This is a genomic window from Spirochaetota bacterium (assembly GCA_038043445.1).
Lineage (GTDB): Bacteria > Spirochaetota > Brachyspiria > Brachyspirales > JACRPF01 > JBBTBY01.
This window is the reverse complement of sequence record JBBTBY010000085.1, coordinates 1-12,160: the sequence shown is the minus strand read 5'-3', so window position 1 is coordinate 12,160 and position 12,160 is coordinate 1. Positions and strand designations below refer to the sequence as shown.

General features: G+C 56.0%; 10 protein-coding genes. 4 read left to right on the top strand and 6 right to left on the bottom strand.

Translation table 11 applies throughout. From position 1 onward, the window contains the following. The 4 genes from AABZ39_12975 to AABZ39_12960 form a co-directional block, all read right to left on the bottom strand. A partial coding sequence (locus tag AABZ39_12975; GenBank protein ID MEK6795686.1) for an ABC transporter ATP-binding protein occupies positions 1–602 on the bottom strand: 602 nt, incomplete at its 3' end. Positions 603–604: 2 nt separating this feature from the next. Further along, entirely contained in the window at positions 605–1,960 is a 1,356-nt protein-coding gene (locus AABZ39_12970) for an extracellular solute-binding protein (protein ID MEK6795685.1), read from the bottom strand. Between the two features lie 40 nt (positions 1,961–2,000). After that, entirely contained in the window at positions 2,001–2,975 is a 975-nt protein-coding gene (locus AABZ39_12965) for a hypothetical protein (protein ID MEK6795684.1), read from the bottom strand. Positions 2,976–3,131: 156 nt separating this feature from the next. Beyond that, positions 3,132–5,105 carry a UvrD-helicase domain-containing protein gene (locus AABZ39_12960; GenBank protein MEK6795683.1) on the bottom strand — a complete coding sequence of 658 codons (1,974 nt, stop codon included), beginning with the start codon at positions 5,103–5,105 and terminating at the stop codon, positions 3,132–3,134. A gap of 113 nt (positions 5,106–5,218) precedes the next feature. Between AABZ39_12960 and AABZ39_12955 the strand changes: the two genes are divergently transcribed. The 3 genes from AABZ39_12955 to AABZ39_12945 are packed head-to-tail and all read left to right on the top strand — an operon-like array spanning position 5,219 to position 6,796. Continuing rightward, the gene (locus AABZ39_12955; protein MEK6795682.1) at positions 5,219–5,341 is read left to right on the top strand and encodes a hypothetical protein; all 123 of its coding nucleotides are present in this window, start codon (positions 5,219–5,221) and stop codon (positions 5,339–5,341) included. Further along, positions 5,338–5,772, top strand: coding sequence for a C-GCAxxG-C-C family protein (locus tag AABZ39_12950; GenBank protein ID MEK6795681.1), 435 nt, complete (start codon positions 5,338–5,340; stop codon positions 5,770–5,772). The genes AABZ39_12955 and AABZ39_12950 overlap by 4 nt, the downstream gene beginning before the upstream one ends. After that, on the top strand, positions 5,756–6,796 hold the full coding sequence (locus AABZ39_12945) for a hypothetical protein (protein MEK6795680.1): 1,041 nt from the start codon (positions 5,756–5,758) through the stop codon (positions 6,794–6,796). The genes AABZ39_12950 and AABZ39_12945 overlap by 17 nt, the downstream gene beginning before the upstream one ends. Before the next feature lie 8 nt (positions 6,797–6,804). Here AABZ39_12945 and AABZ39_12940 read toward each other — a convergent pair whose 3' ends face one another. Together AABZ39_12940 and AABZ39_12935 are read right to left on the bottom strand one after the other, a co-directional pair. Beyond that, positions 6,805–9,072 carry a hypothetical protein gene (locus AABZ39_12940; protein MEK6795679.1) on the bottom strand — a complete coding sequence of 756 codons (2,268 nt, stop codon included), beginning with the start codon at positions 9,070–9,072 and terminating at the stop codon, positions 6,805–6,807. Positions 9,073–9,151: 79 nt separating this feature from the next. Then, positions 9,152–10,363 carry a helix-turn-helix domain-containing protein gene (locus AABZ39_12935; protein MEK6795678.1) on the bottom strand — a complete coding sequence of 404 codons (1,212 nt, stop codon included), beginning with the start codon at positions 10,361–10,363 and terminating at the stop codon, positions 9,152–9,154. Between the two features lie 133 nt (positions 10,364–10,496). Between AABZ39_12935 and AABZ39_12930 the strand changes: the two genes are divergently transcribed. Further along, on the top strand, positions 10,497–12,160 hold a 1,664-nt coding region (locus tag AABZ39_12930), incomplete at its 3' end, for a trehalase family glycosidase (GenBank protein ID MEK6795677.1).

The window sequence follows — 12,160 nt, the reverse complement described above, 5'->3', positions numbered from 1 at the left end:
TCCGCCTGATCGTGCGTTACATCGATGAAAGTGATGGCCGTTTCCCGATGGAGCTTCATTATCTCCTCGCGCATCTCGACACGAAGATTGGCGTCGAGGTTCGAGAGCGGTTCGTCAAGGAGCATGACCGACGGGTTCAATACGAGCGCGCGAGCGAGCACGACGCGCTGCTGCTGACCGCCGGAAAGTTCGCCGGGTCTGCGCTTCGCCATCGCGCTGAGTCCCACCTGCGTGAGCGTGCGCGTAACGCGTGCGGCGACATCCTTCTTCGGCACACGGCGTTCGACAAGACCGAAGGCGACATTGTCGAACACGGTCATGGGCGGCCAGAGCGCATAGCTCTGAAAGACCATCGGTGTGTCGCGCTTATGCGCCGGGAGCGAGGTGACATCGGCGTTCTCGATGAAGATGGCGCCCTTGTCGGGCGATTCGAGACCGGCGAGCATGCGGAGCATAGTGGTCTTGCCGCAGCCGGACGGACCGAGCAGGAAAAAAAGCTCACGCGGCTTCACTGAGAATGAAATATCATCCACGGCGGTCACATCACCGAAATGTTTGCTCACCGATTTCACATCGATGGCATGTCCATGTGTTCTTTCCATTGTTATCGCTCCTCGCGGTATCGCTCTGCTGAGAGCTTCGCCCATGCTGTCATTCGCGTAAGCCGCTTGCGCGGGTCCTTCCATTCACGTGCGGCCGAATCGAGCTCCTCTTCGGTGACAGGAGGCGTGCACAAGCGACGGATACGCGCATCATCCATGCCCGAACGTATGATGCTCTTCCATGCGCGGGCAAGGTCGTCATGCTGATCGATGAGACAGACGCCGATAAGGTCGGCAAGTATCTTTCTCCGGCGGCTGCCTTTCTTCTGATCATAGATGAATCCGCCGGGATCATCGTACGGACGCGCTGCGGGTGCGTTCGCATCGCTGTAAAGCGCCTTTCGCACCGGCAATCGATAGAGCGCATGCTTCTGTCCGTTCATCCCCGCGGGCGTGAACAGTATACGCTGTCCTTGTTCCGAGAGCACATAGTCGAGAAAAAGCACGGCGAGCGAGCGCGATGGGGCATTCCTGAGAACGGCGATGGCATCGGCTCCGATGGTGGTCGCACCTTTCGGGAGCACGAACGAGAGCTGTTCCCTGCCGTGAATATCGATGACCGTCTGCGCGTATTGATCGATGGCCATGCCGAGAGCGACCTCGCCTGCCGCGACCTCATTGGGCGCAACACCGCCGCCCTCGCCGAAACGGCGCACATTCGCAGAGAGCCGTGTGATGAGCGCCCAGCCCTTTTCATATCCCATCGTCTGCATGATCAGCTCATAACACATATGCACCGAGCCGCTCGAACGCGGATCGCCCGATGCTATCCATGTGAAATATTCCGGCCGCCCGAGATCTTCCCATGTCCTCGGTTCCGCTATGCCGAGCCGCGAAAGTATCTTTTTATTATAGATGATGCCGAAACCGCTCAGCGCCACGCCGAACCATGTTCCCCCCGTATCGTACACCGGCGAGCCGCCGCAGGACGAGGGGATAGCCGCAAGCGTATCGGGAGGAACAGCAACGGTATCCAGCCAGCCCTGATCGCGCGCTGAAAGGAATGGATCGACACCGCCGCCGAAGAGCATATCCACGCCGGGATTATTCGGCGTCTTTGCATACCGCGATTCAAGGTCTTTCAGTATCTTGCTGGTGCCGCCGACATCAAGCCATTCTATCGAAACGCCCCGTCCATGTTTTTCCTTCATCCATGCGGCAAAACCGCGGCTGTACTCCAAGCGCACTTCGCGCCGATGCGGCGATACGATAACGAGCGTTTCGGTTTTCCCCGAAACCGCCGGTGCTTTCCGCGATGACCCTGTCGATATGAGGAATGGAAGCATGACGATGGCGGCGAATAGTGCACCGATGAGGATTATCGGCAGACGAGGTGATCGCTTTTTCGCCGAGGACATATATCTACTGTATCTTCTCCGCGGGCCGCATTCCCCGCTGTTACTTTGGATACGAAGCCAACCACACATCGTTCGTTGACGAACCGGCCATGACCCACATCGTGCTCCTGAAGACGACCGCTGATGCCTGCGTACGTCCCGGGAATGAGGCTCTTGTCGTAGCCGCCGCCCAGACGATCCCGTCCGAAGAATACCAAACATCATTGGTATACACACTTCCGGTGCATTCCCCGCCTATCACCCACATCCTGTTGTTGTACACGATGGCGGAGCAATTACCCCTGCCGGCGAACGGGGCGCTCGTGCTGTAATTCCATGAAATGCCGTCCGTCGATGACCATATATCGTTCGTGAACATACCGCCGCTGTCACTGCCGCCGATCACCCATAGCTTATTGTTGAACACGACCGATGAATGCTGACTTCTCAGAGCGAATCCGGCATTCCCGGTCGCTGCCGCCCATGTGATCCCATCGGTAGAATAGAGAACATCATTTGTCTTAAACCCCGTCAGCTGCCCGCCAATGACATACATCCTGTTCATGAACACAGCGCTGCCGAACTCCCTTCGGCCTGCGAATGCGGTCGATGTGGCACGTATCCACGTCCTTCCGTCTGTCGAGCTCCATACGTCATTTGTATTATTCGGCTCAGACCCGCCTATCACCCACATCTTGCCGTTATACACCAGCGATGCGTGTCCGTTCCTGCCGCGAAACGCAGCAACGTCTTTCTCCAATTTCCATACAGTGCCGTCGGCGGAACTCCAGACATCATTGGTAAATCCGGCTGTAACACCGGCGATGATCCACATCCTGCTATTGAACACAACGGCCGTTTGTCCACCCCGCCCTTGAAAATCGGCAAGAGGGGATGCAAGCGTCCAGTGGGCTCCATCCGCATAGCCGGGGAAATTAACCGCATTCGGGTCGAGCGGATTATTGCGTGTCGGCGAATATAAGCAACTCATCACAGCCATTATCGCAATACCGGCTGCAATTAATTGTATTCTCATGCCACCATCCGAGAGATCGCATCTACCATCGTACAATCATACATTCTTTTCCGGTTGAAAGCAAATGTCCATGATTTCAAAACAACCCCCATCCCCTCTCTCTCGGAGATGTGAAAGGGGGAGCATGGATGGGCTGAAGCCACCACGGATGAGTGTTCAATACGCGAACGCATCATCATCAATATCGACCGACATGTTCCCGTATGATCCGATATCCCTTGTAACGACGGCACCCTCCGGCAATTCCTGCAGGAAAAGCGACGGCGAACACGTCGTCATACCGCGGGCCGTCATGCGGAGGTGTACGTTGGTGAGATACAGCCGTTCCTTCGCCCGCGTCATGCCGACATAGCAGAGTCGTCTTTCTTCTTCGAGCCCATCGGGCGATTCCATGGAAAAGTAATGCGGGAATACGCCGTTCTCAAGTCCGGTGAGAAATACCGCGGCATATTCGAGACCCTTCGCATTATGTACGGTCATGAGCGTCACCGTATCGCCCGCTGATTCGTCGGCCGAGGAGTAGAGCTGCGCTTCCTCAAGGAATTGCGCGAGCGTTGCCCCGGGGGTCGCCGCGCAGTACTCGTCTATCGCTTCGCTTAACTGCGCCACGTTCTCCTTCGCCTCTTCCGCCCGCCATTCGTCCTTGTGTATTGAATAATAATCGATATCATCCATGAACGCGCGCACATGCGTGCTCACGAGCTCCGTGGATGCGAACGTCTGCGTGTACGAGCGTATCAGATCGCGGAATGCCGCGAGACGTTTTCGCCCTTTTTCGGAAAAATCGATCTCATCGAGACGATCGAGCGCTGCAAAAAGCGGGATGGCATGCTTCGCAGCGAACGCCTCGAGCATATCCACGCTCTTCTCGCCCATGCCGCGCGGCGGCGTATTGATGACGCGCCGGAAGCTGATATTGTCCGAGCCGTACGTTATCAGCCGCAGGAAGGCGATGGCATCCTTCACTTCCGCGCGTTCATAGAATTTGAAACCGCCGACTATCGTGTAGGGTATCTTTCTCGCGACGAATTCCTTTTCGAACAATCGCGACTGTGCGTTCGTGCGGAAGAGTATCGCGATGTCATGCGCCTCCGTTCCCGCGGAAAAGAGGTTCTCCACTTCGCCGGCGATATAGGCCGCCTCATCGCGATCGGTAGCAAACGAGATGAGCTCGATGGGATGTTTCGATGTTTTCTTTGAGAACAGATCCTTTCTATGGCGGCGGCGGTTGTTCTGCACAATGGAGAACGCCGCATGAACGATGGTGTCCGGGCAGCGGTAATTCTCCTCAAGGCGTATCACCGCGCAGTCCCCGAAATGCTTCGGGAAATCGAGGATGTGCTTCACTTCCGCGCCGCGGAACGAGTAAATGCTCTGATCGTCATCGCCGACAACGGTGATATTGCTCTTCTCGTCGGCAAGCAGCCGAACGAGACGGTACTGCGACACATTGGTGTCCTGGAATTCATCGATAAGAACATAGCGCCATGCATGTCGGTACGACGCGAGTATCTCCGGATGCGTCTCGAAAAGGAATATCGTGTTCATGATAAGGTCATCGAAATCCATCGCGTTCTCTTTCACGATGAACGCCTGATAGCGCGCATACGCATCGGCGATGACGGCCTGATGTCCGTAACCGCCGCGTATGTTCTTCCGGAACTCCTTGGGCGTAATGCAGTTGTTCTTCGCATCGGATATCGCACGTGCGACCGCCGAGACCTTGAGTGTCGCAGGGAGGATGATATTCCCGTCCTTCATCGCCTTCTTGAGCGCGGCCTCGCGGTCGCTTTCGTCGAGCACGACGAAATTGTTCGTGTACCCGGCCGCTTGTGCATGCGCTTTCAGTATGCGAAGGCATGTCGAATGAAAGGTACGCACCCAGAGGCGATATGCCCGTATATCGGGGAGCATCCTTGTCACCCGCGCTTTCATTTCGCCTGCCGCTTTATTGGTGAACGTGACCGCGAGTATATCCTCGGGCGCGACGCCCTCGCGGATGAGATATGCTATCTTCGTCGTGATGACGAGCGTCTTTCCGCTTCCCGCACCGGCAAGGAGCAGGAGCGGGCCTTCGGTATGCAGCACGCCTTGACGTTGCGCGTCGTTGAGTTGTGCGAGGTCGTCCATTGCCGCACCGTACATTATTTCCGATAAAATGCAATCGCAATGCGCACATGATCGCACGTGTGCTGCACTTGTGCTACTTGACGATATCGCTACCTCTATTATACTGCTCCGCAATGAACAGACCCGTGAAGATCGATCAGATAACGTTCACACGTTTCATCGCGGCCATTCCCATTGTGGTCTACCGCTTTGGGGGCGATGTGTTCCCCTTTATCACATCACGGATCTTGGCATGAAAGCTGACGATGCTATCGATTATTTCAGACAGGGATACAACTGCGCACAGTCGGTGTTCACCGTGTTCGCGAAAGAGAACGGTCTCACCGAGGATATGGCGCTCAAACTCTCCACCGGTCTCGGTGCCGGGCGCGGACGCCTGCAGAGCACCTGCGGCGCGGTCACCGGCGGCTGTCTCGCCATCGGTATGATATACGGCAAGGGCGCTGACGATGATACGAACGAGAAACGCGATACTACCTATGAGCTGGTACGACGCTTCGACGCGGAATTCAGCCGTGCCGTCGGGAGCACATCGTGCCGTGATATACTCGGCTGCGACCTTACCACGGACGAGGGAAAGAAGCGCTACGAGGCGGAGAACATGCGCGAAAATAAATGTGAGCCCGCGGTAGCCGAAGCGGTAAAGATACTTGAAACACTTCTCTGAACCGCTGTCGCTGCTCCTCATCATTATCCTTGCCGGATGCTCACCGCGCATCGATGTTTCGCTCGGATGGTATTACTGGCGCACGGATGTCCGCTTCGATGAAAATGACAGGATCCTGTTCTCTTCCTTCGGCACCGAACGGCTCTATGTCAGGTTCTTTGATGTCACGTACGATACGGGAACACGTGCTGCGGTACCGACCGCGCCGGCGAACATCCGGTCTCTTCCGGGAACGAATTGCTGTATCGTTCCTGTCGTCTTTATTACGGTCGATGCGCTCACCCATGCCGATGCCCCGTCGCTCGCACGCGCTGTCGTCTCACGCGTGCGCGCAATGGCCGATGATGCCGGTTTCCGCAGCCGCATCGATGAGATACAGCTTGACAGCGACTGGACGGCAAAGACCAGGGACACCTATTTCGCGATGCTCCGCGAAGTGAAACGCCTCGGCATCGGCAGTACTGCGGTAACCGTATCGTCGACGATACGGCTTCATCAGGTAAAGTACCGGAAATCGATGGGCGCCCCCCCCGCTGACCGACTCATGCTCATGCTTTACAACGTGCATTCCCCGAGAGACTTCACGGCCGCGAACGCTATCTATGATGCTTCGGCAGAACGCTATCTGCGATATCTTCCCGATTATCCTATTGCACTTGATATTGCCGTTCCCGTCTATGCGCAGTGCCGTCAGTACGGAAGCCGATCGAATTTCATCCGGCTCATGAACGATGTTCGCGCACGCGATATCCCCGCCGGCGATGTCGTTATGCTCGCACCGCATCGCTACCGCACGGTGAACGATACGCTGCTCTCAGGTCATCGCGTCATGAAGAACGATATCCTTGCTGTTGACGAGACCGATCTTGATGCAGCTCTGTCGATAGTCCGTACCTGCCGGCGCTATGGACAAAGAACGGGGAAGCTCTCGGAGCGCATCGTGCTCTATCATTATGACCGATACGCACGCAGACTTTCTTCCGCCGCGATAGTATCGTTCACGAACGATGTTCGGCGGCAGTGACATCGTTTCTATCGGAGCATGTTCACCGAATATGGCGGAATGACGGCGTCCGTGTGGTCGCGCGGCGCTATCGGAACGATATCGCCTGTCACATCACCGAACGATCCGTATTTCACCGATGTTGCGCTGACAGAAGGCGCGGTCAATGATCTCCTCTTGGATACCGGCATCGGGAATACCGCCTGTGCAGCCGTCGAATTGACGACGAAAAATTTATTTCCTATTGCATCTTCGGCGGCAATAACATGCACTCCCTTCGGGAGCGCTATCGACGACGGCATGAACGTGCTCCCGGCGGAGAACTGTCGGAGCATGAGCATCGCCTCGAGCACCGGCGTTGTCTGATACGTGCCGCTGTCGGCCATGAAGTACACGCTCTGCCCGCCCCATTTTGAGAATGAAGTTCCCTCTTTCCGGCTCACCCGTGACCGGTGCAGGAAGGGATGGAATGTCGCCGCAGCCACATGCGGATGTGTATAGATGGCCATGGCGCTTTTTGCGGTACCGAGCGCTACCGCCATAGCACTGATAAGATCGTTCCTGCTCGCACCGGCGACTATGTCCGACTGCGCGCCCCATTCGCTCACGTAGAATTTCGCGTTCTTAAATCCGTTCGCATCAAGGAGCGCGCTCATGACGTCAAGACTGCGATACATGTTGCGTATCGCCCAATCATCGAGATTATTGGCGAGATAATCATCAGGCATGTCGGACAGATAGGGATAGATATGCGGCGCGAAATGATCGATGCTCCCGGCAAGGCCGAGCGACGCGAGTTTGACAAGGAGCGTCTTGCTCCAGCGCACATACATCGTGTTCTCAGGATCGGATGCATACGACGGCAGTTCGCCAAGGCAGACGATGACCGGTGCGTTGGGTATCTTTGAGCGTAGCATCTTCATATGCGCAGCAACGACAAGAGCATATTCCTCGCCGGGCATGTCCCAGCGTTCATTGTCCATCTCATAACTGACAACCGTATCCTGATACCCGTTGGCAATGATATACTCAACGAGCGTCGCGTTGTTTGAAACGATGGCCGCAAGTGCGCTTTCACTGAAGACACCGCCGTCCATCGGATTTTCTCGCTTCATGCGGTCTTCGGGCAGCGACTTTACATACACGAAATCCGTCCCGTTGAACATGCCGATGGTGTTGAACTGCAGATTTATCTTGACACCCTGTGCTTTCGCCGCAGCGAGCATCTGCTGTACGGTCAATGGATTCGACTTGATGCCGTTCGGATAAAACCACGATTGTATCGTTCCGTAGCGCCCGCCTTTCTTCCCGAGCACGTCGAACCAGTCCTTCGTTTCGTACGGCCAGAACTGGAACGATATCTCAAGTCCGTACGGGAAACGCACGATGTTTCCCATGGATGCGATGAGCCCTCCCCACGCCGACGGCGCATCGCTCATGCCCGTCATCGAAGCATTATAGTATCCGGGTACGGAGAACGCGTCGGGGCCGATGGTCTTCTGCGAACGCACGACAATGCGGTCAGGATATTTGTCCTTGTCCGGCGGGTCCTTGCGCGTATTGAGCGTTACCGCGGTCGCAAGCGCGCTGTAGGTCACGGTCACTTCATCGATGAACGCAGCACCCCGTCCCCCGGAGAAATTCATCTGCTGGAACATGAGATACACACCGTTCTCCCACGATTTTCTGGTAAGACCATTGGGGAATTTCTGTTTGAAATCGATGCCGTCAGCCTTCACTTCGATGTTCGACCCATCCAGTTTCAGCGTGATATCGAGCGATAGCCCGTCTTCGGGAACCGGTATATGCGCGGCAGGATACTCGTACTGGAATACATTCCCTTTTGCATCGCCCCGCCGCTTGGTATCTTCTGCGAGTGCATCCTTCAGCACCAACGCGAGGTCGGCGCCGTTATTTTTGCTGTAGGTAATGGATAATCCCGCGACGTTATCCGTCGACTGCATGCCTTTCGCTTCGGCATCCGGAGAAAATCCGATGAACACCGACATGTCACTTTTATCGGAGGCTGCCGTCACCTGCATGGTAAGCCGGATGCGGAGCGTAACGCCCGTTTCGTTCCAGAACTGAAAGCCGCTCTTTGAGAACATCGCTGCGCGTTTCCATGATTCGTCCTTCGCTGCAACGCGCAGCCGCCCGTTGTCGATGCGTATCGTGCCTCCGCCGTCATTCGCCCGCCACAGTTCGCTGTTGAGCGTCGGCGTCTTGAAATCTTCCCTGATGGTGCCGGCGCATACCATGAACGCGCTCATGGTGATAACGGCTGCAGCATGGTTCATACTCATAGTGTAGCTCCTCGTATGCTCAGTATATCAGATAATGGCCGTCATGCATGCAAGTTTTCCGGCCGTGAACAAATCAATTTTTCCGACCATGGTCCCGGTAGGCTCGCGGTGTCATGGCAAAACGCTTCTTGAATACCATACAGAAATTTTGATAATTATGAAAACCGCAGTCGTACAGTATGTCCGTCACGGAACGCTTTGTTTCCGTAAGCGCCTCAGCCACTTTCGCAAGACGGGCATCATTGAGCAGCGCGATATAGGTCGTGCCGAACACGCGTTTGCACTTTCTCCCGAACGCATCGCGGTTCATGCCGACCACCGCTGCGATATCCTTCGCATCATCGTCGCGATAGTGGCGTGTGATATGATCCTCCACGGTACGCCGGAAATCGCGCCCGGTCCTCCGTTTGGATGATGCCCGTACGATGAGCGTCGGTCTCACAAGAAGTCGTGCTGGAGGACGCTTCCCGTATACGAGCGCGGCCGCGCGGCGAACGCTTTCGCTCCCGATGCGATGGAAATCCTGACGCACCGTTGTGATCGCGTTCACCTCGGTCTTAGACGGCTCATCATCGAACGCGGTCAACGCCGTTGCATCGATAGTACCGGCGGCACGGCATCGCTCCTTTAGCGCTACTGCGAGCGTAGGGCTATCGCACATGAGCGCGGTCGGCCGCTCGCTGAGTGAACAATACCAGTCGCCGGCCGCCTGTGCAATGCCTTTCGTCACCGCGATCTGACCGAGGATCTTTCGTGCAGCAATGGAACGCATGCCGCGGCGATGCAGCCTGTCGCCGTAGAATATCCATTCATTCCGAACGGTCAGCGCAAAGCGCTTCGATGCGTCAGTGAAACCGGCAAGGCGCTCCAGCGAATACGGCTCGCTCGTTGACAACGCGAACCCTATGTTCCGCTGCCCTTCCTTGACGAGATGAGAAACGAGCATGTCCATTCCCCGCCGCTCGTCGGTGCCGACATAGAAGCTCCCGGAGCGCTCGGATTCGACCATGATGTTCACGCACGGACGTTCTTCCTCGAGCGTGTTCCATGCTTTCTGCCAGGGAACAATGCACCGCGGTATGGCGCCGATGAATGCGTCGTAATGTCTCGGTCTGCCGGTACGGATAAATTCATCGATAGGCAGCGATAGATCGAACGTTTGTATGGTAATGCCGCTGCGTACTGCGGCCGCATGCATGCCGGCATAGAGATCGAGGAACATCTTCGAATTGACCGATCCGGTAAGGTCGGAGCAGCTGTTGATGAATGCTATCGAAATGCCCATGCAACACTATGGTACCGTGAAGACATCGTTACTGCAACCACGTTCCTCCTTCGCTCACTGCATCGCTCGTTGCATCGGTTGACGCATAATACAAATGGGCTATACTGCGCGCACCGATCAACGGAGTACAAGCATGGATGATCTCGATATCGCAGCACCGCATGTCTGGGGCGAAGGCGCCTTGTTCGGCTTTTCCGGCATCGACGGCGGAACGGATTCAGCATCGCTTTTCGTCGCCACGTTCGGAGCAGAACCGCTCTCATTCCTTTTTCATACTCCGACACGGCGCATTTTTTCTATCGATACGCCACAGCTGAGCATCACCTGTGCTCTTTCCGACATTGTCATCGCTCGCACCGGCAATGCCGACGTCACACTTGCATTCACCGCATGGCATACCCTTATCGGCACCATGCCCGCAGGTACAACAATATCACTTGTACTTGAGAACGGCGATAATGCGTCAGTGGACGGAGAATTCGTCATTTCCGCAGACAGTGCTCATAATGATGTACTCATGCTCGCCATTGCAGGTGGTCGATGTGCACTCTCCTACGGCGTATCCGTCGACGAAGCGAAGAATCGCGCCGTGCAGGGGCTCGCCGATGACATGGGGAAAACGATAGCAGCCCGTGCATCATATTACATGAAACTCCCGCCGCTTTTGAAGCGCGATGCGCTCTTCGTAAAATGCGCGAGCGTCATGAAGGTCAATGCGCTTTCGCCGGAAGGCATGTTCCCGCACCGCTGGTCGACGCCTGACCGCGTTCCGCACAAGGACATGTGGCTCTGGGATTCCGTGTTCCATAGCTTCGCGATGAATCATATCGACGGCGCTCTCGCTTGGGATTATCTCCGCTCCGTTCTCGCCATGCAGGCGAACGACGGCTTCATACCGCATCAGATGCGTCCCGACGGCTGGCGCTCAAAGATAACGCAGCCCCCGATACTCGCCTGGGGCGTCTGGGAAAACTATCAGCGAACAAAGGACAAGAGCGCATTATCGTTCGCGCTCCCGAAACTCGAAGCGTATATCAACTGGGACATTGCACATCGCAACAAGAACAAGAGCGGTCTTCTCGTCTGGGACATCGAGGGCGATCCGAAATGCCGTTCCGGAGAATCCGGACTCGATAATTCTCCGCGATTCGACGAGGCTGTTGATCTCGATGCGGTCGACTTCTCGGTGTTCGCCGTGAACGATATGCGCATGATCGCGCGTATCGCGAAGGAACTCGGCGACCATGCGCGGGCGGATACCTGGAATAAAAAAGCGGATGCGATGGAAACGCTTGTTCACTCGCTCCTCTGGGATGAAAAAAGCGGCTTCTATTACGACCGCCATGCGAACGGTTCGCTTTCACCGGTAAAAGCGGTGACGGGATTCCTTCCGCTCATGCTCACGAACGTGCCGAAAGAGCGAATCGATCGCCTCATCATACATCTGTATGACCCGAACGAATTCGCATCAGCGTTCCCCGTACCAAGCGTATCGCTTTCCGAACCGACCTGGGGCACCGATATGTGGCGCGGCGCGACATGGATAAACACGAATTATCTCATCGCGCTCGGACTGGCGCTCCATGGGCGCACGGATGAAGCGTCATCGCTCAGGAAGACGACCGTCGCGTTCGTGCGGAACTATTATGAACGCTACGGTGTTACCTTTGAGTTCTACGATGCAAAGGATGGCGTACCGCCGATGCGCTGTGACAGAAAGGGCCCGACCACATCCGTGTATGACATACGGAAGAAGATGGACAGCATACGCGATTATCACTGGACAGCGGCGCTCAC

Bases quoted from the DNA above. Each gene is read 5' to 3' on its own strand.
- AABZ39_12970 (MEK6795685.1), bottom strand. From the start codon at position 1,960: ATGTCCTCGGCGAAAAAGCGATCACCTCGTCTGCCGATAATCCTCATC.
- AABZ39_12965 (MEK6795684.1), bottom strand. From the start codon at position 2,975: ATGAGAATACAATTAATTGCAGCCGGTATTGCGATAATGGCTGTGATG.
- AABZ39_12960 (MEK6795683.1), bottom strand. From the start codon at position 5,105: ATGGACGACCTCGCACAACTCAACGACGCGCAACGTCAAGGCGTGCTG.
- AABZ39_12955 (MEK6795682.1), top strand. From the start codon at position 5,219: ATGAACAGACCCGTGAAGATCGATCAGATAACGTTCACACGTTTCATC.
- AABZ39_12950 (MEK6795681.1), top strand. From the start codon at position 5,338: ATGAAAGCTGACGATGCTATCGATTATTTCAGACAGGGATACAACTGC.
- AABZ39_12940 (MEK6795679.1), bottom strand. From the start codon at position 9,072: ATGAACCATGCTGCAGCCGTTATCACCATGAGCGCGTTCATGGTATGC.
- AABZ39_12935 (MEK6795678.1), bottom strand. From the start codon at position 10,363: ATGGGCATTTCGATAGCATTCATCAACAGCTGCTCCGACCTTACCGGA.